The organism is Pseudomonas sp. GCEP-101 (assembly GCF_025133575.1).
Lineage (GTDB): Bacteria > Pseudomonadota > Gammaproteobacteria > Pseudomonadales > Pseudomonadaceae > Pseudomonas > Pseudomonas nitroreducens_B.
Genome location: NZ_CP104011.1, coordinates 2,405,624 through 2,429,810 on the forward strand (window position 1 = coordinate 2,405,624; position 24,187 = coordinate 2,429,810).

General features: G+C 65.3%; 18 protein-coding genes. 7 read left to right on the forward strand and 11 right to left on the reverse strand.

The window, feature by feature from the left end; genetic code table 11:
* Positions 1 to 530: 530 nt before the first annotated feature.
* Positions 531 to 1,409, reverse strand: a complete 879-nt coding sequence (locus N0B71_RS10905; protein WP_259758938.1) for a LysR family transcriptional regulator — start codon at positions 1,407 to 1,409, stop codon at positions 531 to 533.
* Positions 1,410 to 1,509: 100 nt separating this feature from the next.
* Here N0B71_RS10905 and N0B71_RS10910 point away from each other — a divergent pair, with 100 nt between their 5' ends.
* Positions 1,510 to 2,217, forward strand: a complete 708-nt coding sequence (locus N0B71_RS10910; RefSeq protein ID WP_259758939.1) for an MOSC domain-containing protein — start codon at positions 1,510 to 1,512, stop codon at positions 2,215 to 2,217.
* 208 nt (positions 2,218 to 2,425) lie between these two features.
* On the forward strand, positions 2,426 to 4,399 hold the full coding sequence (locus tag N0B71_RS10915; protein ID WP_259758940.1) for a PhoX family protein: 1,974 nt from the start codon (positions 2,426 to 2,428) through the stop codon (positions 4,397 to 4,399).
* Positions 4,400 to 4,773: 374 nt separating this feature from the next.
* Here the strand turns inward: N0B71_RS10915 and fnr are convergent, their stop codons facing one another.
* Positions 4,774 to 5,475, reverse strand: coding sequence for a fumarate/nitrate reduction transcriptional regulator Fnr (gene fnr, locus N0B71_RS10920; RefSeq protein ID WP_416782509.1), 702 nt, complete (start codon positions 5,473 to 5,475; stop codon positions 4,774 to 4,776).
* A 325-nt stretch (positions 5,476 to 5,800) separates the two neighbouring features.
* On the opposite strand from fnr, the gene N0B71_RS10925 reads away from it, so the two are divergent.
* The 5 genes from N0B71_RS10925 (at position 5,801) to N0B71_RS10945 (ending at position 10,484) form a co-directional block, all read left to right on the forward strand.
* On the forward strand, positions 5,801 to 6,520 hold the full coding sequence (locus tag N0B71_RS10925; protein ID WP_259759531.1) for a COG4705 family protein: 720 nt from the start codon (positions 5,801 to 5,803) through the stop codon (positions 6,518 to 6,520).
* Between the two features lie 105 nt (positions 6,521 to 6,625).
* On the forward strand, positions 6,626 to 7,915 hold the full coding sequence (locus tag N0B71_RS10930; RefSeq protein WP_259758942.1) for an NAD(P)/FAD-dependent oxidoreductase: 1,290 nt from the start codon (positions 6,626 to 6,628) through the stop codon (positions 7,913 to 7,915).
* 13 nt (positions 7,916 to 7,928) lie between these two features.
* Entirely contained in the window at positions 7,929 to 8,480 is a 552-nt protein-coding gene (locus tag N0B71_RS10935) for a helix-turn-helix domain-containing protein (RefSeq protein ID WP_259758943.1), read from the forward strand.
* Positions 8,481 to 8,652: 172 nt separating this feature from the next.
* A complete protein-coding gene (locus N0B71_RS10940) occupies positions 8,653 to 10,002 on the forward strand; it encodes a glutamine synthetase family protein (RefSeq protein ID WP_259758944.1) in 1,350 nt (449 codons plus the stop codon).
* 323 nt (positions 10,003 to 10,325) lie between these two features.
* Entirely contained in the window at positions 10,326 to 10,484 is a 159-nt protein-coding gene (locus N0B71_RS10945) for a YqaE/Pmp3 family membrane protein (RefSeq protein WP_259758945.1), read from the forward strand.
* A 12-nt stretch (positions 10,485 to 10,496) separates the two neighbouring features.
* On the opposite strand, the gene N0B71_RS10950 is transcribed toward N0B71_RS10945, so the two are convergent.
* The 9 genes from N0B71_RS10950 to hsdR all read right to left on the reverse strand — a co-directional run bounded on the left by N0B71_RS10950 (position 10,497) and on the right by hsdR (position 24,121).
* Positions 10,497 to 10,967, reverse strand: coding sequence for a hypothetical protein (locus N0B71_RS10950; RefSeq protein ID WP_259758946.1), 471 nt, complete (start codon positions 10,965 to 10,967; stop codon positions 10,497 to 10,499).
* 124 nt (positions 10,968 to 11,091) lie between these two features.
* On the reverse strand, positions 11,092 to 12,660 hold the full coding sequence (locus tag N0B71_RS10955) for a methyl-accepting chemotaxis protein (protein WP_259758947.1): 1,569 nt from the start codon (positions 12,658 to 12,660) through the stop codon (positions 11,092 to 11,094).
* Positions 12,657 to 14,837: a putative bifunctional diguanylate cyclase/phosphodiesterase gene (locus N0B71_RS10960; protein WP_259758948.1), complete on the reverse strand. Its 2,181-nt coding sequence runs from the start codon at positions 14,835 to 14,837 to the stop codon at positions 12,657 to 12,659. Before N0B71_RS10960 ends, N0B71_RS10955 begins: the two co-directional genes overlap by 4 nt.
* A 165-nt stretch (positions 14,838 to 15,002) precedes the next feature.
* On the reverse strand, positions 15,003 to 15,326 hold the full coding sequence (locus N0B71_RS10965; protein ID WP_259758949.1) for a hypothetical protein: 324 nt from the start codon (positions 15,324 to 15,326) through the stop codon (positions 15,003 to 15,005).
* A gap of 169 nt (positions 15,327 to 15,495) precedes the next feature.
* Positions 15,496 to 16,425: a restriction endonuclease gene (locus tag N0B71_RS10970; RefSeq protein WP_259758950.1), complete on the reverse strand. Its 930-nt coding sequence runs from the start codon at positions 16,423 to 16,425 to the stop codon at positions 15,496 to 15,498.
* 86 nt (positions 16,426 to 16,511) lie between these two features.
* Positions 16,512 to 17,861, reverse strand: a complete 1,350-nt coding sequence (locus tag N0B71_RS10975; RefSeq protein ID WP_259758951.1) for a restriction endonuclease subunit S — start codon at positions 17,859 to 17,861, stop codon at positions 16,512 to 16,514.
* Positions 17,854 to 19,401 carry a class I SAM-dependent DNA methyltransferase gene (locus N0B71_RS10980; protein ID WP_259758952.1) on the reverse strand — a complete coding sequence of 516 codons (1,548 nt, stop codon included), beginning with the start codon at positions 19,399 to 19,401 and terminating at the stop codon, positions 17,854 to 17,856. The genes N0B71_RS10975 and N0B71_RS10980 overlap by 8 nt, the downstream gene beginning before the upstream one ends.
* Positions 19,398 to 20,558, reverse strand: a complete 1,161-nt coding sequence (locus tag N0B71_RS10985) for a Fic family protein (RefSeq protein WP_259758953.1) — start codon at positions 20,556 to 20,558, stop codon at positions 19,398 to 19,400. The genes N0B71_RS10980 and N0B71_RS10985 overlap by 4 nt, the downstream gene beginning before the upstream one ends.
* A gap of 86 nt (positions 20,559 to 20,644) precedes the next feature.
* The gene (gene hsdR, locus N0B71_RS10990; protein ID WP_259758954.1) at positions 20,645 to 24,121 is read right to left on the reverse strand and encodes a type I restriction-modification system endonuclease; all 3,477 of its coding nucleotides are present in this window, start codon (positions 24,119 to 24,121) and stop codon (positions 20,645 to 20,647) included.
* Positions 24,122 to 24,187 lie beyond the last annotated feature (66 nt).

Here is a 24,187-nt window from a genome sequence, read left to right on the forward strand (position 1 = left end):
CCAAAAGCCCCGCTTCGGCGGGGCTTTTTGTGGGTTATTCCCCATCCGAAGGACGCTAGTACTAATCCGTGTAAGCCTAAGCTTACAAACAGCGGTGGTGATCGGCGTCTTTCTGACAACGTCCTGCGGCGGTAACCTTCTCCTCAGTCAGGACATTGCGCAGGAAGCGCCAACGACAATACGGAAACAAGGGAATCCACCAAGGACGGTGGCTAGCACGGACGTGAGGATATCGGTCTGCAAAACCCCGCTTCGCAAGAAGCGGGGTTTTTTCTTGCCTGCGATTTCCTCGCGTCTCAAAAATCTACCGTTGCGCAGAAACGCTCGAACGTCACCGTAGGGCGAATAACGTGTCCGCGTTATCCGCCGCTGGGTCAGGTGGCGGATAACCTGATCCGGTTCAGGCGCCCTACCGCGTACCGCATGAAGCGGCGTTTCGCGGACTGGACCTGTAGGAGCGAGCTTGCTCGCGAATGATCCCGCGCGGAGTCCGGTTCGCGAGCAAGCTCGCTCCTACAAAAAGCGGGTCGTTACACTGCCCCATCCAGCAGCGAGCGCAACAGCTCCACCGTTGGTTGCTGCCGCTGCGCATCGCGGTACACCAGCCCCACGCTCAGCGGAATGCGGGGCTCGCTCAGCGGCTTCCACAGCAAATCCTTGTGCCCGTGCATCTGTCGTGCGCGCCCGGGCAGCACGGTGGCGAAGCGGCTCTGCGGCAGGCTGTCGAGGATGCCACCCATGTGGTTCAGCTCGGCCTGTACCCGCGGCCGGCGGCCGATGGCCGCCAACTGCTCCTGCCAGATCTGCCGGGCGCGGAATTCCTCGCCGAGCAGCAGCATCGGCAGTTCCGCCGCCTGCGCCAGCGACACCTTCTTGAAGTCCTTCAGCGGATGGTCCGCCGGGATGACCAGTTGCAGCTCGTCCGGGTACAGCTCCACGCCGTGCAGCGCCGGTTGGCGCGGCGGCAGGAAACCGATGCCGATGTCCAGCTGGCCGATCAGCAGGCGACGCTCGATCTCCACGCCGGAGAGTTCGTAGATGCGCACCTGCACATGCGGCTGCGCGGCGTGCAGGCATTCCACCAGGTGCGGCACCAGGCTCGCGTTGACCGTCTGCAGCACGCCGATGGCCAGGCTGCGCGCGCTCTGCCCGCGGAACGCACGCAGCGCCTCGCGGGCCCGCTCCAGGCCTTCGAGTAGCGGCACCGCATGGTTGTACAGCGTGTGTCCGGCGGCAGTGGGCAGCAGGCGCTTGCCGCTGCGCTGGAACAGCGCCACGTCGAGGTTCTGCTCCAACTGGCGGATCTGCTGCGAGAGCGCCGGCTGGGAAATCGCCAGCCGTTCGGCGGCACGCCCGACATGGCCTTCCTCGTACAGCGCGACGAAATAGCGGAGCTGGCGAAAATCCATAAGGTCTACTTATCAACGAAACTGGAAAATCGAAATGGAGTGTTGCCGGTCAGGCCCTCTACTCTAGCGCTTGTCCGCTGTCTCAGATGGGTAGACAAAGGTGGAAAGCATCGTCATCCAGGGCGTTTTCATAGGCAAAGTCGAAGAGAGCTGGGGTGGTCTGCTCAGCGATATCGACCAGTTGGAAACGCACGAGGAAGTCTGGCTCGGCGCCCAGGGGTTGCCGGGGGACGCGCGGGCCGACCTGCGCCGCGACGGCGGCCTGGACCGCGCGCTGCACCACTACCCGGCCGAGCACTACCGGCACTGGCGCAAGCTGCACCCGCAGACGCGCTGGCGACAGCCGGCCTTCGGCGAGAACCTGTCCACCTTCGGCCTCAACGAACAGGAGGTCTGCATCGGCGACCTGTTCCGCTGGGGAGAGGCGCTGATCGAAGTGAGCCAGCCGCGCTCGCCCAGCTATCGGCTGGCGCGGCGCTGGAACCTCCCCGAGCTGCCGCTGGAAGTGCAGCAGCAGGGGCGCTGCGGCTGGTTCTACCGGGTGCGCCGTGCCGGCATGGTGGCGGCTGACGCGCCGCTGGAACTGGTGCAGCGGCACTACCCGCAGCTCACCGTGGCGAGCCTGCTGGACTGGTACTTCGGCCACCCGCTGGAACGTACCGGGCTGCGCCTGATGATGGCCTGCGACGCGCTGTCCCTGCGCTGGCGCAAGACCGCTGCACAACGCCTCACCAGTGGCGTGCTGGAAGACTGGACGGCCCGCCTGGCGGGCCCCGAATGTTCGGAGCAGGGCGGCCTGCCAGGCTGAGCCGCGCTGTTTCCGCAAATGCCCTCGCGCCCGCCCCCGGACGTCGTCTTGGTCCTGTGGGGCGGCTTTTATTCCCTCGCCGCCGAACTCGTCACCGGGTTCGGCGGCGTTGTCATGCCGACGTAACACCCCGTTCCTAACCTTCCGCCGATAGCTTCTACTGACAACCCGAGCCGTCACACGGCGGCCGCGCGGAAGGAACCTTCTGATGAGCGAGCGTTTCCAGGATTTCCACGACCGACTGGCCGCTTTCGACGACCAGTCGATCAACCCCTCCGGCAATGTGCCGATGAGCGAACTGATCGACGCCTCGCGCCGTCGCCTGCTGAAGAACAGCCTGGTGCTGGGCGCCGTCGGTTTCCTCGGCGGCGGCCTGTTCCCGGGCCGCTCGCTGTTCGCCGCCGACGCGCCGGTGCCCACCGCGTTGCTCGGCTTCAAGGGCGTGCCGGTACAGCAGGACCCGAAATTCGACCGGGTGATCGTCGCCGAGGGCTATACCGCCCGGCCGTTCTTCTCCTGGGGCGACACCGTGGTGACCGGCGCGCCGGCCTGGAAAGGCGACGCCAGCGAAGACTGGAAAGCCCAGGAGCTGCAGGCCGGCGACAACCATGACGGCATGCACTACTTCCCCTTCCCCGATGCGCCGGACAGCCACGGCCTGCTGGTCATCAACCACGAATACATCAACCCGACGCTGCATCCGAAGGGCCAGACCTTCGAGGACCGTCCCGATGGTTCGCGCGGTCGTCCGGAAGGCGAGGTGCGCAAGGAAATCGCGGCCCACGGTCTGAGCGTCATCGAGGTGAAGAAGGACGCCGGGGGCCAGTGGCAGCGCGTCGAGGGGTCGAGCTACAACCGCCGCATCACCGGCAGCTCGCCGCTGGACCTGTCCGGCCCCCTGGCTGGCCACGATCTGCTGCGCACCGCCAGCGACCCCGAGGCCAAGCGGGTACTCGGCACCCTGAACAACTGCTCCATGGGCGTCACGCCCTGGGGCACCTACCTCGCGTGCGAGGAGAACTGGCACCAGTACTTCGTCAACCGCGACAAGGACGACTTCGCCAAGCGCGTTTCGCACAAGCGCTACGGACTTTCCAACGGCCAGTTCAGCAATTACTACGCGTGGGAAGCGGTGGATGAGCGCTTCGATGCGACGCCCAAGGCGGACCAGCCCCACGGCGGCCACGTCAACGAACCGAACCGTTTCGGCTGGGTGGTGGAGATCGACCCGTTCGACCCGACGTCCACGCCGAAGAAACGCACCGCCGTCGGCCGCTTCTGCCGCGAATGCTCGACCCTGTCGCTGGGCGCCGACAACCGCATGGCGTTCTACTACGGCGATGACACCAAGGGCGAGTACATCTACAAGTTCGTCCCCGCAGGCACGTACCACCCGGACAACCGCGCGGCGAACGCCGATCTGCTGGACGAAGGCACCCTCTACGTCGCGCGCTTCAACGCCGACGGCAGCGGCCAGTGGCTGCCGCTCGTGCATGGGCAGAACGGCCTGACGGCCGAGAACGGTTTCCCCAGCCAGGCCGAGGTGCTGGTCAACGCCCGCGCCGCTGCCGACAAGCTGGGCGCCACGCCCATGGACCGCCCCGAGTGGGTGGCCGTGCAGCAGACCACCCGCGAGGTGTACGTCAGCCTCACCAACAACGATGCCCGCGGCAAGAAGCAGCCGGTGGACGCCGCCAACCCACGCAAGGAAAACCTCCACGGGCAGATCCTGCGCTGGAACGAGGCCGGCGGAGACCCCACCGCCACCAGCTTCCAGTGGGACATCTTCCTGCTGGCCGGCGAGCAGAAAGGCTCCGGCGCGCCGCAGAACCTGATCGGCACCATCAACGGCGACATCTTTTCCTCGCCGGACGGGCTCTACTTCGACACCGCCGGCCGTCTGTGGATCGAGACCGACTACGATGACGCCGAGGCGCCGATGCAGGCCATGGGCTGCAACCAGTTGCTCTGTGCCGACTTGCACAGCCGCGAGGTGCGCCGCTTCCTGGTCGGCCCGCGCGGCTGCGAGCTGACCGGCATCACCCAGACGCCGGACGGCAAGACGCTGTGGGTGAACATCCAGCACCCGACGCTCAGCTTCCCCGCCAGCGACGGCAAGAGCATCCCGCGTTCCACGACGCTGGTGATCACCAAGGACGATGGGGGCGTGATCGGGACCTGACGGCGGCTGAGTGGGAGGCCCGGTGCCGGGGCTTTCCCCTCACCCCAGCCCTCTCCCGGAGGGAGAGGGAGCCGTTCGTGCCGGCTGGCGGTGTCGTGTCAGCCTGCGCCGATCAGTTCCCTCTCCCACTTGCGGGAGAGGGTTAGGGAGAGGGAGCTTTCGGCTGTGCGGTAAGGGCATGACGCCGTGGCTCATGCCGGCCCATGCACCGCTATCGCGGTGATCGCGGAGAAGCTCCGCTCCTACGGGGAAATGTCCGTGGGGGCGTGCGGAGATTTGGCTGGTCGCGGGCATGGCCCGCTCCTACAGGGGGAGCGCCGATCCGCTCTTCGTAGGAGCGAGCTTGCTCGCGAACCCCGCCCCCCGCGAAACACTCACAGCTCGACTTCACCCCCGGCCAGCGCGCACAGCTCGGTGAAGTCGACGATCTCGGTTTCCCGTCCATCCACGCGGATCAGTCCGTGCTTCTGCAGTCGGGTAAAGCTGCGCGACACCGTCTCCACCGCCAGGCCCAGGTAGTCGCCGATCTCGTTGCGCGACATGCTCAGGCGGAAGCGCGTGGCGGAGAAGCCGCGCTCGCGGAAGTGCGCGGAAATATTCAGCAGGAAGGCGGCAATGCGCGAGTCGGAGTTCAGGCGCGAGAGCAGCAGCTTCATCTGCTGGTCCTCGCGGATCTTGCGGCTCATCATCAGCATGATCTGGTGCGAAAGCCCCGGAATCTGGCTCGACAACTCCTCCAGCTGGCTGAACGGAATCTCGCTGCACAAGGTGCTCTCCAGCGCCTGCGCCGAGACCGGGTAGGCGCCTTCGCCCATGCCGGAAAACCCGAAGATCTCGGTGGCGTAGTAGAAGCCGGTGATCTTCTCCAGCCCCTGCTCGTTGGTGGTGAAGGTCTTGATCGAACCGGAGCGCACCAGGAACACGCTATGGAACGGGTCGCCCTGGCGGAACACGAAATCGCCCTTGTGCAGCAGGTGCCCCGGCTTGATGATCGCCTCCAGCTCCTGGACCTTGTCGTCGCTCAGCGTCGGTGGCGCCAGGCGGCAGTTCTTGCAGTACGGTTGCGGTTTGATCATCTGATTCATCCCTATCCCCATGCGCCACGCGCGTAGTCAAGCGGTCCTCGGGCGCATCGCCCCCACGTAAAACCATAGCAATGGAATGTGATCTGTCACCCGTCGGCGGGTCGGACGCGTCGTTCGCCAATGGATTTTTCATACCGGCTTGACCCTTTCTTCACTGCGCCACCGTCAGTCTCCACGACCATGCGCCAGGGGGTTATCGGGGGAGACCGCCAACTCCGGGGTGCAGCGGCGCGAGCGATACGCGTCGATCCCGCTCATTTCCGGAGACACGCCCGTGAACAACAAATTGCCACAGATCACCCTGGCCTTCTGGGTGATGAAGATCTGCGCCACCACCCTGGGGGAAACCGCCGGCGACCTGCTGTCGATGACCCTCAACGTCGGCTATGCGGTCAGCTCGCTGATCCTCATCAGCGTGTTCCTCGTCACCCTGGTCGGCCAGCTCGCCAGCAAGCGCTACGTGCCCTGGCTGTACTGGCTGGTGATCCTCTCCACCAGCACCGCCGGCACCACCATGTCCGACTTCATGGACCGCACCCTGGAACTCGGCTATGCCACCGGCTCGGCGATCCTCATCAGCATCCTGGCGGCCATCTTCGCGGCCTGGCGCTTCAGCGGCACCTCGCTGTCGGTGGACAACATCCGCAGCTTCAAGGGCGAGATGTTCTACTGGGTCGCCATCCTCTTCTCCAACACCCTGGGCACCGCCCTGGGCGACTTCCTCGCCGACGACTCGGGCCTGGGCTTCGCCGGCGGCGCGCTGCTGATCGGCAGCCTGATCGCCGTGGTGGTGCTGCTGCACTACTTCACCAGGCTGTCCTCGGTGCTGCTGTTCTGGGTGGCCTTCGTGCTGACCCGTCCGTTCGGCGCCACCCTGGGCGACGTACTGACCAAGTCCCACGAGAAGGGCGGGCTGGACTTCGGTACCATCGGCTCCTCGGCCATTCTCGCCGGCATCCTGGTGGCGCTGGTGGTGGTGGTCAGCGTGCGGCAGAAGCGCGAAGAGCAGGGCAGCGCCGCGGTGCTGTCGTCCTGACGAGCTGACCTGCAGCTCGTCCGCGACTGCGCGGCGGGCTAGCCTTGTGAAATTTGTTCTGTTATTTTTCATGAAAAATAATCAGAACAATTTCACGAGGTAGCGATGTTCCTGCGTTCGACCGAGCCGGTCGGCACCTACTACGCCGGCGCCAACCCCGAGCTGATCCAGCCCCGCGAAGCCCTTCGCGAACCGCTGGACTGCGACGTCCTGGTGATCGGCGCCGGCTTCAGCGGCCTGCACACCGCGCTGCAACTGATCGAAGGCGGCCGCCAGGTCTGCATGATCGAGGCCAGCCGCATCGCCTGGGCCGCTTCCGGACGCAACGGCGGGCAGGCCCTGCCGGGTTGGTCCAGCGACCTGGGGCCCATCGAGGACGACCTCGGCCACGAAGGCGCGCTGCGCCTGTGGCAGGGCATGCTCTGGGCTGCCCTTGAGCTGCGCGACCTGCCGCAACGCCACGGCTTCGATTGCGACTACCGCATCGGCCACCTGTGGACCGCGGTGCTGCCGCGCCGGGTCGGTGCACTCTACGACTGGCAGGCCGAAGCCAACCGTCGCTGGGGCTACGAAGGCCTGCAATTCATCCCCCGTGAAGACCTGCCGCAGTGGATCGCCAGCGACCGCTACCAGGCGGGCCTGTACGACCCGAACTCCGCGCACCTCAACCCGCTGAAGCTCGCCTACGGCCTGGCCGGCGCCATCGAGCGCGCCGGCGGGCGCATCTTCGAGCAGACCCGCGCGCTGAGCCTGCGCGAGACCGGCTCCGGTTATGAGGTGACCACCGAGCATGGCACCGTGCGCTGCGCCGCCCTGGTGCTGGCCTGCAATGCCTACATCGACGGGCTGGACCGCGACGTCTCCGAGCGCATCCTGCCGGTGGGCACCTACCAGGTTGCCACCGCGCCGCTGGGCGAGGAGTTGGCCTGTTCGCTGCTGCCGAAGAACTGCTGCGTCACCGACAACCAGTTCGTCCTCGACTACTTCCGCCTGACCCCCGACCATCGCCTGCTGTTCGGCGGCGGCTGCACCTACCTGGGCGGCATGCCCAGGGACATCCGCGCCGCCACGCGTCCCTACGTCGAGCGCGTGTTCCCGCAGCTCAAGGGTGTGGAACTGGAATACGCCTGGGGCGGGCACATCGACTGCAGCATGCGCCGCACCCCGGACATCGGCCGGCGCGGCGATCTCTACTGGCTGCAGGGCTATTCCGGCCACGGCGTGCTGCCGAGCCTGGCCGCCGCCCACGCGGTGAGCGAAGCCCTGTTCGGCCGCAGCGACGAGCTTGATCTCTATCAACGCATCCGCAATCCCGGGTTCCCCGGCGGCCAGCGCTTCGCCGCGCCCCTGGAAGCCGTGGGCAAGGCCTGGTATCGATTGCGGGACTTTGTCTAATTCGGAACCTGCCATGACCCAGACGGCCACCAACGGACACCTTGCCACGCTGATCCGCGACCTGCGCAAGCACAAGAACCTCACCCTGGGCGAGCTGGCCGAGCAGATCGGCCGCTCGGTGGGCTTCCTCTCCCAGGTCGAGCGCGGCCTGTCGCAACCCACCGTCGCCGACCTCACCGCGATCAGCGAAGCCCTCGGCGTGCCGACCACCTACTTCTACGCCGGCGACACCCGCCGCGAGCGCGACTGGGTGACCCGGCCGAACGACCGCCGCACCCTCTACTACGCCGGCGGCATCACCGACATCCTCGCCTCGCCGAACATGTCCGGCGGCTTCTCCCTGCTCGACAGCATCCTCGCCCCCGGCGCCACCAGCGGCGACGGCCACCTGGACGACAGCTCGGAGCAGGGCGGCTTCGTTCTTGAAGGCGAACTGACCATCTGGTACGAGGACGACACCGTCACCCTGTACGCCAACGACAGTTTCCAGCTGCCGCCGCACAGCCAGTTCCGCTACGGCAACCTGACCGACAAACCGACAAGGGTGCTCTGGATCTTCACCTGAATTTCAACCGGTACCTGCTGCGCTCGCCCATGCGGCGTTGGAAGTCGGCTCGGATTGCTCATTTGGCGGCCTAAACGCCGCATCCGAGCCGACTTCCGCCTTGCCTGGCCTTCGCTCGCCACGGTCCCGCCTCGAAATTGCTCCAAGCGCCCGAAAACAAAAGGCAAACCCAATGAACCGCCCGACCTATCCCGACCTGCTCAGCGAAGTTCGCGCCTTCCGCCAGCAATACCCGGACATCCGCTACGTCGACCTGATCTGCCTGGACATTCCCGGCCACTTCTACGGCAAGCGCTACCCCGTGGACATGCTGGAGAAGGTCGCCGCCGGCAGCCCGCTGAAACTGCCGCAGAACTGCGTGCTGCTGGGCGCACAAGGGGGCCTGCACCCCATCGGCGACTACTGCTTCAACGACGGCGACCCGGATGCGCCGCGCCGCCTGATCCCCGGTTCGCTCAAGCCGGTGCGCTGGGAGAACCAGCCGCTGGGGCAGATGCTGATCAGCTCCGACGGCACCGAGGCGCCCATCGAATTCGAACCGCGCGAAGTGCTCGCCCGCGTCATGCAGCGCCTGGAGTCCAAGGGCATCCGCCCGGTGGTGGCCTTCGAGCTGGAGTTCTACCTGTTCGACAGGAAGCTCGACGCCGGCCTGCCGCAATACCCCCGCGACCCGCTGTGCGATGACGAGGACGACCAGCCGAACATGCACATCGAGCGCCTGTCGCGCTTCTCCGACGTGCTCCACGAGATCGTCGACGCTTCCCGTGAGCAGGGCGTGGACGCCAACGTCATCACCGCCGAAATCGGCCCGGGCCAGTTCGAGATCAACTTCGCCCACTGCGACGACGGCCTGCATGCTGCCGACCAGGCCGCGCTGTTCACCCGTGCCACCCGTGGCGTGGCGCTCAAGCACGGCTACCGCGCCAGCTTCATGAGCAAGCCGTACCTGCATGCGCCGGGCAGCGGCATGCACGTGCACGTCAGCCTGTACGACCGCGACGGCAACAACCTGCTCGACCGCGATCACCAGCAGGCGCTGCGCCACGCCGTGGCCGGCTGCCTGGAGCTGCTGCCGCACTGCATGCCGATCTTCGCCGCCAACCACAACGCCTACCGCCGCTACGGCTCCCGCGTGAACGCGGCGAGCAAGGCCAGCTGGGGCTTCGAGGACCGCGATGCGTGCATCCGCATTCCGGAGTCCGACGGCAAGAATCTGCGCATCGAGCACCGCCTGGCCGGCGCCGACGCCAACCCCTACCTGGTGCTCGCGGCGATCCTCACCGGCATGGAGCACGGCCTGGAAACCCGCCAGGAGCCGATTCCGCCGCTGAACGACGACCGCGCCAGCGGCATCGACTTCCCCCGCGACATGCTCGGCGCCGTCGCCGCCATGGAAAACCACCCGGTGGTGAAGGACGGCCTGGGCAGCGAGTTCGTCTTCGTCTACTGCGAGAACAAGCGCCACGACCACCTGGACTTCATGAACGAAGTCAGCGCGCGGGAGTACCGCTGGTTCCTCTGACGCGTGTTGCTTTTTGTAGGAGCGAGCTTGCTCGCGAACCGCTCCGCAGCGGGGCGGGTTCGCGAGCAAGAACTAGACGTCCCCCTCGCTCCTACGAAAAGCCGCAACGCCCGGCGTACGGCCGGGGATAGGGCCGCCCACGCTCGGGCTCACCTGTAGGAGCGGGCCATGCCCGCGACCACCCGCCGGCTGCGAGCGTGAAATCATCGCGGACTCCGTCCGCGATCGCCCACCCGCCACGCACCCGCGCCAGATTCTCTGAACCCGCTGCGCTTCCCGGCGGTCCATTCCATGCATCCGGCAATCTCACAAGGAGCCACCGCATGGACTTCATCCGCATCCTCATCGCCATCATCCTGCCGCCGCTGGGCGTGTTCCTCCAGGTCGGTTTCGGCGGCGCGTTCTGGCTCAACATCCTGCTGACGCTGCTCGGTTATATCCCCGGCATCGTCCACGCCGTGTACATCATCGCCAAGCGCTAGAGCGCCCGAAGCTCACGCCGATTCGGTCAGGGGGATGCGCTCGCCGTCGCCGAACCCATCGTGTACGGCGAGGGTCAGCGCAACCGGCCAGCTCCATCCGCCGGCTTTCCACCAGCATTCGGCGAACCAGGACTTGAGGGTGTTGGCAATGAGCGCGACACCCTGGAAGTCCTCCTCGAAGTAGGCCGGATCGAACTCGGGAGCGTCCTCCAGGCCCAACTGCAAGTCCAGCGCCTTGCCGGCGAACAGCGTGGGGTCCGAGGCATCCACCTTGTTGTTCTCGCCGCTGAGGTAGAGCCAGGCGTCGGGTGTGTCGAGACCGTTCTCGCCGAGGAAAAGCTGCACGTCCCCCCTTAGCGGCTGATCGGGCAGCGGGCGCACCAGCAGCGCGCGCAGCGCAGCGATGGTCGTCGGCGTCGAGCGTTGCAGGTAGCGACGGTAGCGTCGGCAGAACTGGTCGGGAGTCAGGCCGTAGGGAATCATCTGTCGAACTCGCTGTGCAGGGCGCGAACTGCTGGCGCGTCGCGCGGAGTGGGTAGGCGGCATTCTTGCCGAGCCTGACCCGAGCGCCAAGTCACGGTCGGTTACGGACATCCGGCACAGTGCCCTAGAGCGCCCGACTGCCCTCCCAGAAGTGCTCCGCCAGCATGCGCAGTTCCGCCGCCACTTCCGCCATGCGCGCGGCGCTGCGCTGGCAGGTGCCGACCTGCGCCGCGTTGCTGTCGGCCGAGCCGCGAATGGCGTGCAGGCTGCGCTGCACGTCCTCGCTGGCGACGCCCTGTTCCTCGATGGCCTCGGCGATTTCCAGGCTCATCCGCTGGATCGCCGAGACCTGTTCGCTGATGCGCTCCAGCGTGCCCGCCGCCTGGCCGGCCTGGGCCAGGCTGGCGACCGCCTGCTCGCAGCAGTGCCAGAGCGCCCGCACCGACTCCTGCGCGCCCTGCTGAAGGTTGCCGACCAGCGTTTGAATGTCCCGCGCCGAGTTTTCCGTGCGCGAGGCCAGCGCGCGCACCTCGTCGGCGACGACCGCGAAACCGCGTCCGCTTTCCCCGGCGCGCGCGGCTTCGATGGCGGCGTTGAGCGCCAGCAGGTTGGTTTGCCCAGCAACGTCGCGGATCACCTCGAGCATCCGTGAGATCGCCGCACTGTGTTCCTGCTGTTGTTCCACCGCGTTGCTCGCCGCGCGCACGCCGGCTTCCAGCGCGGCGAGTTGCCCGCGCGTGCCATGCACGTCCGCATGCCCGGCCTGGGTGATGCGTTCGCTGCACTGGGCGGCCACCGCGCTGTGCTGCGCATGCCGGGCGACCTCCTGGACGCTCTGCGCCAGCTGCTGCATGGCGCTGGCGACCTGTTCGGTCTCGCGCTGTTGCACCTGCGACGCGGCGCTGCCGCCGGCCATGGCGTCGGCCAGCGCGGCGGCGTGTTCGGCCAGTTGCCGCGAGGCGTCGGCCATGCGACCGACCACCGCGGCGGTTTCCGCCTCCAGCATGCGCAAGGCGAAATCCAGCTCGCCGAACTCATCCGCGCGGCCCGCGTAGAGTTGCTGGCTCAGCGGGTTGCTGGCGATCTTCCGCGCCCGCGCCAGCAGCGCGCCCAGCGGTTGCAGGCGCAGCACCAGCCAGGCGCCGGAGGCCCCCAGCGCCAGCAGGAACGCCAGGGGCATCAGCGGGGGCCACGCCAGCGCGATGAGCGCGCCGCTGGCCTGCGCCGCCAGCAGGCCCAACAGCAGCTGCGCCACCAGTGTCAGGCGCGGCCGGTCCAGCCGCTCCCCCGCCCGCAGGCGCGCATACAGCCGCTCGGCGGCGGCGACCTGCTCGGCGCCGGGGCGGGTGCGCACCGACTGGTACTCCACCACCTTGCCGCCGTGACGGATCGGCGTGACGAAGGCGCTGACCCAGTAGTGGTCGCCGTTCTTGCAGCGGTTTTTCACCAGGCCCATCCAGCTGCGCCCGGCTTGCAGCGTCTGCCAGAGATGGGCGAAGGCGGCGGGCGGCATGTCCGGGTGGCGCACGCGGTTGTGGTTGAAGCCCACCAGTTCCTCGGCGGCGAAACCGCTGATCTGGAGGAAGTCGGGGTTCACATGGGTGACCGCACCCTTGAGGTCGGTGGTGGAAAGAATGTTGGCGTTGGCCGGCACCTCCACCTGGCGCCCGGTGATGGGCAGGTTGTGCTTCATCGCTGGCGCTCCAGCTGGCCCTGGAACAGCTGCTCCGGCGCCAGCGGCTTGCTGAACAGGAAGCCCTGGGCGTGGCGGCAGCCTTCCTGGCGCAGGAAGTCGAGGTGCTCCTGGCGCTCCACGCCCTCGGCCACCACGTCCAGGCCGAGGCTGTGGCCCAGGCCGATGATGGCGCGGCAGATGGCGCTGAGCTCCGGGTCGTCCGGCACGCGGGTGATGAAGCTGCGGTCGACCTTGAGGATGTGCAGCGGGTAGCGCTTGAGGTAGCCCAGCGAGGAATAGCCGGTGCCGAAATCATCCAGCGCCAGGCGCACGCCCTCGGCGGCCAGTTCGCGCAGGCAGGCGAGGGTTTCCGCGCCGTCCTGCATCAGCAGGCTTTCGGTGATCTCCAGCACCAGGCTGCGCGGCGACAGGCCGCTCTCGGCGAGGATCCGCTGCACCCGCGCGGCGAAGCCTGGCTGCTGCAACTGCCGGCTCGACAGGTTCACCGAGCAGTACAGCCGATGATGTCCCTGGCGCTGCCACAGCGCAGTCTGCCGGCAGGCCTGGCGCAGCACCCAGTCGCCGACCGGGACGATCTCACCGGACTCCTCCAGCGCCGGGATGAAGTCCAGCGGCGAGATCGACTGGCCGTCGTGCGTCCAGCGCAGCAGCACTTCCACCGCCTCCCAGCTCGGCGAGTCGCGGTCCAGGCGGACGATGGGCTGGTAGTGCAGGCTGAATTCCTCGCGGCGCAGTGCCTGGGCCAGTGCGCTTTCCAGGTCCAGCCGGCGCTGCGCCTCGGCCTGCAGCTCCAGGCTGAAGCGCGCGTATTGCGCCTTGCCGGCCTCCTTGGCGCGATACAGGGCGAGGTCCGCGGCCTGCAAGGTGTCGATGGCCTGGCCGTCGGTCATCAGCCCGGTGATGCCGATGCTGGCGCTGACCACCAGGGTGCGGCCATCCACATGCAGCGGCTGGCGCAGGCAGTCGAGCATGCGCTGCGCCACCTGTTCGGCGTCTACCAGGCTGGCCAGGTCGTCCAGCAGCACGACGAATTCGTCGCCGCCGAAGCGCGCCAGGTGGTCGCCCGGTCGCAGGCAGCGGAGCAGGCGCTGGGACACTTCCACCAGCACGCGGTCGCCGACCGCGTGGCCGAGGCTGTCATTGATCAGCTTGAAGCGGTCCAGGTCGATGAACAGCAGGCCGGCCTCGCGCGCGCCGGGGCGGCGCTGGCGCAGCAGCGCCTGTTGCAGCAGTTCGTCCAGGCGCAGGCGGTTGCCCAGGCCGGTCAGCGGATCGTGCCGCGCGGCGTGGCTGAGCTGGTGCTCGCTGGCCTTGTGCTGGCTGATGTCGGTCTGCGAGCCGGCCATGCGCCCGTCGGTGATCACGCCGCGCGCCAGCACCCAGAGGTAATTGCCGTCGCGCTGGCGGATGCGGTACTCGTGGCTGAGCAGCGCGCTGCTGCCGCGCAGGTGCGCGTCGATGGCCTTGCGCAGGCCGGGCAGGTCGTCCGGGTGCACGCGGGCGAACCAGCTGGTGCTGCCTTCGCCCAGGTTGTCGCGGCTGAGCCCGAGCATGCGCGCCCAGCGCTCGGAGACGTAGAGGCGGTCGTTGCCCAGGTCCCAGTCCCAGATACCGTCGTTGGCGCCGCGCAGGGCGCGGGCGTAGCGGGCCTCGCTGTCCTCCAGCGCCTGGCGCTGGGCGGCGCCGTAGGTGTCGATGGCCAGCGACATGTCGAAGAACACCCGCTTGAGCAGGCTGGCGTAGGTCCTGGCTTGCGGCGCATCGCCCATCAGGTCGGCGAGCATCTGGTCCAGGTACAGACGATAGGCGCCCAGGTACCACTTCAGCTCCACGCCGACCTGCTGGTGCACCAGCCCGATGCGCAGGCGGTCGCGCACGTACTCGGCGTCCTGCGGGGCATCCCACAGCTGGCGGTAGTATTCGAGCTGGCTGCATTTGAGCCGCGCCAGCGTTGCCGGCTCGGCGAGGATCGCGCCCAGCGGCGGGTAGTTGCGCAGGTGGTCGTAGAGTTGCTCGATGAAACGCTGGTGGCAGCCTTCCAGTTCGGCGGCGCGGCCGTGGAGACGGCGGCCGTCTTCCTCGCGCCATTCCAGGTAACTCAGGCGCTGATCGACTTCCATCGTCGACAGGCCGATGCGCTCGAGCACGCTATCGAGCTTGGGTCCCAGGCCCATGTTCGGCTCCTTGCGGGTCTGCTGTTTTTGTCGGGCATGAAAAAAGCGCCGGCCGCTCGCCGGGTCGAAGTCGACGGCGAGCAACGCGGCGCTTTGTCTTGCAGGTCCTGTCGTCCTGCCCGGCAAAGCCAGCTTCCGCAACGCGGAACGCGGGTGGTTGGCTTTTTACACCAGGGGCCGGGGCCCCGACAACTCCTGCAGCGCGCCAGTCAGGCGCTGCCGCAGTTCGCCCAGCTCGCGGGAGCGAAAGGCGTGGCGGGTCCGCTCCAGCACGCCGATGGCGTCGGCCAGCAGCGCGAGCATGCGCGCCGAATCGCTCAACGGCGCGTCCTTGAACCATCGGCACAGTGGCGCCTGCTCGCAGTCGCGCGGCCCTTCCATCACCGCGCAGGGCAGCTCATAGGCCGCCAGCAGCGCCCGAACCTGGCGCGCCAGCGCCGGGTCCTGGGACGTGACCAACAACTGGACCGGATACCGATGGAGAGTCATGAGGGGGTGCTCAATATCAGGAAGGCGCCAATGTACTGGGTAATGGCTATTTGATATTGATCTTTGTCATGGCCGCGTCGTCTCTCGCCTGGGCACCGACGGGTGGTGTGAGGTGGCTTTCTGCGGGGCGGAATTCATCGGACTCATAGCCAAGTGCCCCCAGCTTGCCTTAGCTGGCTTCTTCGTCGAAGTAATCGGTGTCCAGCTTGGGTATGCGTACGGTCTGCGACGACACGCCGACTTCGTGGTCCATCATCAGGTGCACCAGGCGCAGGCCATCCACCAGCACGATACCTTCCACCGAGTGGGCGAAGTCGATGGCCTGCTGGGTGTAGCTGGAGGTGGTGATGAACACGCCGCGCTTGGCCTTCTGTCCGGCCAGGGCGCCGTAGAAGGCCTGCAGCTCCGGCCGGCCCACTGTGCCCTGCCAGCGCTTGGCCTGCACGTAGACCTTCTCCAAACCCAGCTTGTCCAGCGAGATCACCCCATCGATGCCGCCATCGCCGGAGCCGCCGACCCGCTGCAGATCGCTGCGGCTGGCGCCGTAGCCGAGACGGTGCAGCACATCCAGCACGATCACCTCGAAGCGGCCCGGCGAAACCTGCTTGAGGTTGTCCAGCAAATCCGCCGCCACCGAATCGCGCAGCTCCTTCACCGCCTGGTTCAGCCGCTCTTCCGGGCTTTGTGTGGCGGAATCCAGCGACGGCGCGGCTTCCAGCTCCTTGTCCAGCGCAGCGGCATCGGCCGGCGCTTTCAGTTTCACATCCATGTAGCCGATGGCCAGTCTTTCCACTTCATCGGCTGGTAGCGGCGCTGTCTGCTTCTGCGCGTAATCCATGCCCTGTGGCGTGAGCTTCCAGAAGCCATGCTTCGGACTGCTGGAAAGCCCCGCGCGCTTCAAGCGGTCATGGGCCCAGCCAGTGCGATTGCGGAAGGTCGGCTGGGTGCCACTTGGCACCAGCTCTTCGCGCTGCTCCGGCGTCAGTTGCAGCGAGTTGGCGGCCGCCTCCTGCACCTCGCGGGTGGGCACGCCCTCCGGCTTGGTGGCGAGGAAGCGCAACACGGGCTCGATGAACTGGTCGTAAGTCGGTACGGACATGCTGGCAACTCCTTGCAGGGCGAGTGCCTCGGCACCTTCGCCCACTCCTCGATACGGAGGGCACCCGGAGCCGGGTGCCCATTCACTCAGGCGCTTTCCGCCTTCTTCCGCCCACGCTTGGCCTTCGGCTCCGCCGCCCGCTGTGCCTTGATGCGCTCCAGCAGCACGGAGGCGGGCTCATCGTTCGGGTCCTGCGGCACCAGTTCGCCACGGAAGGCTTTGGCGAGGATACTTTGGGTCAGTTTGTCGATGCGTTCTTTGGCGTTCTGGACCTTGGTTTCCAGTTGGTCGGCGAAGGCGAAGAGCTGTTCGACGCGGCGGACGATTTCGGTTTGTTCGGAAATTGATGGCAGCGTGAGAATCAGTGACTTTATTTCTTCACTATTAATGTTGTTGACGCCGCTGGTTGATCTGGCGGTTTGCTCTATTGCTTGGCGGGCTGCTGGTGATTTTAGCCAGAGATTGACATACTTCGGAAGTGCTCGCATTGCATCCAGTCGCACGCGGATTAGATAGCCAGCAAAAAGAAGGCCTGCCTCTTTGTCAGTAATAACTGCAGATTTTCCAACAAGGTCTACGCTGCCATTTGATCTAATAAGTAAAATGTCGCCTTTTTGTAGTGAAAGTTTTTCAATCTCTGTATTGGAGAAATTAGAAGATTTTAGGTCGCTAAGATCAATTCCCTTTTCTCCAATATTGGGGATGCGAAGGACCCCAATGGTCCCTCCGTTGTAATCACATTTCTGCGCAGTTCCGTACCGCAGGTCATTTATCACTGACGAGAAAGGAACTGATTTTTTGCTGCCCGTCTCCTGCTCATTTTTAGTCAAAGCTCCAGAGGTCGCTTCGGCAAGGACGGATTGGCGGAAGCGTTTGAGTAGGGCTGGGATGGCGTCGATGCGGGCTTTGAGGGTGTCGACCTGGGCCAGCAGTTCATCGAGCTTTTGGGCGATGCGGGTTTGTTCGTGTGCCGGCGGGACGGGCACTTCGTAGCCCGCGACAAATTGCTTTGGTACACGACGTAGGCCGACCGCCCCCGTCATATTGGCAGCGCCTTGTCGAAGAAAGTCGAGGCTTTTCACTGCAGCCAGTAAATACTTTGCAGAGACCTCAATGCTGCTCGGCCGGAGAACATAGAACTCGCTGCTGCCAGCGCCGATACCGTTGGGGAGGTTTTCAACTAATGCAGCCTTGCTGTTTTCAAAGCAGGGAGTGACTTTGGCAAAAATAACGTCGCCGTCCTTGAAGTTTGTATAAGTCTTTTTAATCTCGCCCCATGGGCGCTCATCAAAGCGCAGCTTGTTAAGGAAGTTAGTTGGCGCATGGGACATGGGTACGAATCCTGCCGAGAGTTCATCATCGAAACTCTGCTTCGGATTCAAGTCGGCCAATTCGTCTAGGCGTGCGAGCACCCAACCATTCGGTAGCTCACTCATCTGCCGCCTCCTGGGCTACCGTCAATCCCATAACCTCCGCCATCAATTGCTTCTGCGCTGCCACTTCATCACCAGCACCCAGCGCCTTCATCAGCTCTTCCAGCTCATGCAGGGCCTCGGTCAGTTCGGCCATGGCCTCACCCGCCAGCACTTCCGGTGCAGGCAGGTGATTGGCATCGACGCTATCTGAATCCTTCAGCCAGCTGATATCCAGCGAATCGCCGCGCTCGCGGATGGCGTCTCGGGTGAAGCACCGGAAACGGCTCTCCTCACCAATGCCTTCCACATTCTCGGCCCGCGGGCTGTTGCCATTGGCATCTTCGCCATAGGCTTGCTCGAAAGGCTGCAGGTGACTTGCACCAAAGGGAGTGCGCTTACCAAAGCTAGGCATATTGCTGCGCAGGTCATACACCCACACGCGCTGGGTGCAACCTTCTTCCTGGTGTGGGTTATCCGCTGTGCCCTTCTGGAAGAACAGCACATTGGTCTTCACGCCCTGGGCATAGAAGATGCCGGTGGGCAGCCGAAGGATGGTGTGCAGGTTGCACTTATCCATCAGGTCGCGGCGGATGTCGGTGCCGACGCCGGCTTCGAACAGCACGTTGTCCGGAAGCACCACGGCGGCACGGCCGCCGGGTTTGAGGCCGCGGTAGATGTGCTGGAGGAAGGCCAACTGTTTGTTGCTGGTGCGGTAGGTGAGGTCGTCCCGGGTTGGGCCGCCGCCGCCCTTGGCGGTGCCGAAGGGAGGGTTGGAGAGGATCAGGTCGACCTTCTTCAGGTTGGCGCCTGTCTGGCCCAGGGCGTTGCCCAGGTGCACCACGCCTTCGGCGTCGCCCTCCATGCCGTGCAGCAGGCAGTTCATCAACGCCAGGCGGCGGGTGCCGGGGACCAGTTCGACGCCGATGAAGGCTTCGTTGCGCTGGAAGGCTCGGTCGCGGTCGTTGAGGTCGAACAGGTCGTCGGTGTGCTGCTTGATGTAGGCATCGGCGGCGATGAGGAAGCCGGCGGTGCCAGCGGCGGGGTCCTGGACGGTTTCGCCGGCCTGCGGGCGGATGACGCGGATGATGCTGTCGATCAGCGGGCGCGGGGTGAAGTACTGGCCGGCGCCGGATTTGGTTTCGCTGGCGTTCTTTTCCAGCAGGCCTTCGTAGAGGTCGCCGAGACCGTCCTTGCGGGCGCTGAACCAGTCGATGGCGTCCAGGCTCTTGATCAGTTGCTCGAGGTGGCGCGGCTCCTTGAGGCGGGTTTGCGCGTCGGCGTAGATGGCGGCGATCAGCGGGTCGCTGTTCTGGCCGAGGTCGAGCAGCATCCGCCGGTAGTGGTTGAGCAGCACCAGACCGGATTTGTCGGTGAGGTCGGGCCAGCGCGCGCCTGCGGGTAGCTTGTGCTCGAAGCCGGTGCCGTTCTGGACCTGCTCGTATTCCATCTTGATGAACAGCAGCAGCACCAGTTCGGTGACGTAGTCGCTGTAGTTGATGCCGTCGTCGCGCAGGACGTCGCAGAGGTTCCAGAGTTTCTGGACGATGTCGTTGTTGGTCATGCTTCACTCGGAGTCGTGGCCGGGCCGGGGCTGCCGGGCTGGTTGATCTGGTAACGGGTGCTGCGCCCGCCGCCGGGCAGGCGCACGAGGCAGCCCTTGGCGAGGAGGTCACTCAGGTGGCGGGTGGCGGTGGCCTTGGAGACCTGGGCGACGGCCTGGTACTGGCCGGCGCTGATGCCGTCTTCGAAGCCTTTTTCGCCGCCGTCGAGCAGGCGGTTGAGCACCTTGAGTTGTTCGGGTGAAAGGCCATCGCTGCGATGGGCCTGCCAGAAGCGCGCCTTGCCCAGCACGCGCTGGATGCGTTGGAGGGCCTGTTCGAGGCTTTTCAGCAGGGTAGCGAGGAACCATTCCAGCCAGGCGGTGATGTCCAGGCCGTCTTTCTGGCTGCTTTCCAGGATGCGATAGTAGCCGCTGCGGTCGTCGAGGATGCTGGCGGACATGGCGTAGAGGCGCACGGCCTGCCGTTCGCCCTGAGCCAGGGCGAGGTCGGTGAGGGCGCGGGTGAGGCGGCCGTTACCGTCGTCGAACGGGTGCAAGGTGACAAACCAGAAGTGGGCGATGCCGGCGCGCAGGATCGGGTCAAGGGTGTCGTCGCTGCGGCTGCTGGTAAACCAGGCGAGGAAGGCGTCGAGCTGCTGCTCCAGGCCTTCCCTTGGCGGCGCCTCGAAATGCACGGTAGGGCGATCCAGCCGGCCGGAGACGACCTGCATTGGTTCGTCGCCACGTAATGCGCCGATGTGGATGGCGTTGCCCAACGGCTGGTCCTGCTGCGGAAACAACCAGCGGTGCCAGGTGCACAGGCGTTCGAAGGTCAGCGGTTGATCCTGGTTGCCGGTGGCGTCCAGTTGCAGCTCGGCGAGGCCTTCACTGCGGGCGCTGGGGCGGCCTTCGACCGCTAAGCCCAAGCGGCGGGCGAGAGAGGAGCGCACGGAGCCGGCGTTGAGCATTTCGCCTTCGATGGCGGAGGAGGTCACGATGTTCTGCAGCAGGGCATCGAGGCTGTTTTTTGCCTCGGTATCCGCATCCACGGCGCCTGCCATGCCCAGCAGCCGGCCCTGAGCCTGGGCGCAGGCACGCAGCGGCGCGGCTAGACGTTCAGTCTGCCAGGTGAAGTGCGGCCAATCGGGCTGTTGCCAGATCCACTGGGGTGTTTGCATAGGGCGTCTCAAGGCGTGCTGAGCCGAATAAATCCTCTAATCGGCTCATGATATGAGCCGATTATGCGGCCTATTCGGCTCATCGGCTAGACGACTTGCGGCCAGAGATTGTCGTTGAGGGCCTGGATGACGCTGTCCAGGTTGCCGTCCAGGTTCTTGTCGAGCAGCTTGAGCCCACCGGTTTCGCGGAAGGCGTTATTGAGCTGGGAGCTGTCGAGTACCACTTCGTTCACCAACTGCTTGGCCAGACGTTCGAGCAATTTGCGTTGCGACTGGGTCCAGTGCCGCTGCGCGTAGATTTGCTGCATGGCGTTGGCAACGCGCTGGTCAAAGGGCAACAAGGCTTCGCCCAGCGCGGCCTGGCGGATATAGCCAACGATGCTGGCGGCGATTTCCTGGTTGGTGGCGTTGCGCCAGGCGCTGACCAGGTTGGCTTCGCTGTAGCCGGCGTTGTCCAGCAGCAGGCGAACCTCGCGCAGGTGCTCGCGGGTGAGGTCCCTGGGCCGATTTACCACGACGCCCAAGGCCACGGATTGGTTGAGCTGGTTGCGGACGAAGTCGTTGAAGCTTTCCAGGTAGTCCTGCGGCTTCTGGTTGTCGCCGTAACTCTGTTCGCGAACCATCAACTCGTCGGTGTGGGTGGAAATCACCGGATAGTTTTCCGAGGCGAGCAGCGCGCGTACGCCTTCGAGTTGCTCCAGGAGCCGGCTGTGGGTGGCGATGAACTGCGCCGCCTGCAGCGGGCCGATCTCGTGCAGGTGTTTGTGCAACTCGGCAGGTGCCACGCCCCAGACGGTCTGCAGTTCGTCCAGCCGGGCCTTCAGGCTGGGCTTGGATTCGGCCTTGTGCTGGGCCTTGCGCAGGATGCGCATGACACGCTGGCTGAGTTCATCGAGCACGTCGTCGGCATGACTGGTGCCCTCGCGATTCCCGGGCGCCTCGAAGCTGGCGCTGTTGCCCAGTTCGGCAACCAACTGCGCGAGGGGGATATCGGGGTTCTTTACCAGGGGCTTCATGGTGTCCACCGCTTCGAGGGCTGCGTAGAGGTCCACCGGGTCATAGATGCGGAAGACCGTCTTGCCGATATCGTCGCAGCGGCGGGTGGCGCGGCCTTTCATCTGCTCGTAGAGAATGCGCGAGCGCACGCGGCGCATGAACACCAGGTTGCAGATGCGCGGGACATCGATACCGGTGGTGAGCAGGTCGACGGTGATGGCGATGTTGGGGAAGCGTTCGTTCTTGTACAGGCGGATGAGCTTGTCCACCTGGTCGCTCTGGCCGGTGATGACGCTGACCGCGGCCTGGTTGTAAGTATCCTCGTACTGCTCGGAGAAGGCGGCATCAAGCAGGCGTTTGACGCGTACGGCGTGGGCCTGGTTGACGCAGAAGATCATGGTCTTCTCTTCGCCGAAGGGGTCGAGTTCCTTGGCCAATTCATTGCAGATGACGCGGTCGAAGTCTTCGCTGATCACCCGGCGGTTGAAGGATTCGATGCCGAAATCCAGTTCGTCTTCCAATTCGGCGCTTTCGATCTCGCCGGTTGCGGTGTCCAGCACCTCCACTGTTTCCCCTTTACCGTAGTGGATGCCGTTCTTGGCCAGTTGGGTGACGTAGCGGATGGGCGGCTCGTGGTCGATCAGCCAGTCGTCGGCCACCGCCTCACGGTAGCTGTAGGTGTACACCGGTTTGCCGAAGATTTCGGTGGTGTGCTTGGCCGGTGTGGCGGTGAGGCCGATCTTGCTGGCGTCGAAGTAATCGAGGACGCGGCGGTACTGGGAGAGGTACTGCGCGACATCGCGCACGGCAAGCTCGCCCTCGCTCATCTCCTGGTCGAGGGTGTAACCGCGGTGGGCTTCGTCGACGATGATGCAGTCGAACTGATCGATGGGTGGCGGCGTGTCGGACTGGAAGATGCGTTTGACCATCGCCTGCACAGTGGCCACCTGCACGCGGGTGGCGGCTTCGGCGGCCATGTCGCCGAGTTCCTTGACGTCGTAGATCTGCGCCAGCGTCTGGTTCTGTTCCAAAGGCATGTCGTGGAAGGCTTCCACCGCCTGGTCGCCCAGAGCGCTGCGGTCGACCAGGAAGAGAATGCGCTTGAAGCGCTCGGCTTTCAGGAAACGGTAGAGCAGGCCGATGATGGTGCGCGTTTTGCCGGTGCCGGTCGCCATGGCCAGCAGACATTCGCGCTGGTTGTTGGCGATGGCCAGCTCGACCGCACGGATGGCGTTTTCCTGGTAATCACGCAGTTTCAGGTAGGCAAATCCTTCCTGCTTCAGCTTGGCCTCTGCGTCTTCGCGGCTGCGTTTGAGGAGGTTGAGCAGGCCATCCGGGGTATAGAAGTCCTGAAGCGGACGGCGCAGGTTGGCGGGGCTGCGCAGGTCGCGGAACCAGGTGCCCGATTGTTCGGCCAACTGTTTGATGTAGGGGCGTCCATTACAGGAAAAGGCGAAAGGAACGCGATAGCGCCCGCCCTTGCCATCGCTCCAGGGCTGACTGCTGCCCGCCAGTTGCCAGGCAGGCTGGTGCTCGGGCTGCAGCGGGAAAGCCTCGGCGTAGCGTTCTGCCTGGGTAATTCGGTCGGCCACGTTAATACGCTTACGCTTGGCTTCGACAATGGCGATGGGCACAAGGCCGGCGAACAGCACGTAGTCCGCGCGTGCCAAGGGGCTGCTGGTTGGCCATTCGGCAATTGCGAGGTTGCGCCCCTTCTCCGGGCGCACGCCCTTGGCGTAGATGAGGTCCAGGGAATCTGCTTCCCATCCGGCTTCGATCAACTGCTGGTCGATGATGATCCGAGTGAGGTCTTCATCCAGGTCGAAGGGGCTGGCGGCTTGCTGGGTCTTCAGCTGTACCTGCTGGGTGGATTGTGGCTTGGCGGCAAGCTCCTGCTGCAGCGCCTTGATGCTGCGCTCATGCTCGGCGCGCAGTTTCGCCAGTTCCTGCTCGTGGGCGGCGGCCTGCTTCTGATAGAGGCGCGATTCGGCGTCCATCTGTTCGGCGAGTACGGCGTATTCCTCGGATTCGCGCTTGAGCAGGTCGGTCAGTTGCTGGTTGCTGTCCAGCTTCTCGCTGGAGGCGTGCAACTGGCTCCTGAGCTGTTCGATCTCCTGCTGCAACTCGCGCAGCGGTTCGCTAGGGTCGCTTGGCTTGGTGAAGGCGCCGGGCGCGAAGGTGCTGCCGCTCTTGCCGAAAGCCTGGTGGTACCAGATGCATAGTCCGCGTGCGACTTTAAGTCCGTCCAGGGCCTCTCGGTGTTGGGTGCGGAACTGGTGGGTGGCCTTGTTGCCCTCGACGCGCAGGGTGTGGAACAGGCTGACGATGCTGCGATCAAGCTGGATTTCACGGCTCAATTTGAAGAGCAGATCAGCCTGGCTGGTTCTCTCGTCAAACTCGATGCCGGCACGCCCCGCAAGATCCTGAGCCAGTGCTTCGCCGAGCTGGCGTAGCTTGATCAGTGTGGTGTTCGGGTCGCTGGCGAAGACATGCTCGGCAGTCGTCGCGAGTTGCAGGAAAACCGGGTCGTGTTCCTTGAGGAAAGCGAAGTTGCAGCTTTCTGCCATGGTTCCATCCTTGCCGATGAGTCGCGCAATCAACGCGAGCGAAGATCGGCTCCTATGCTAGCAGCT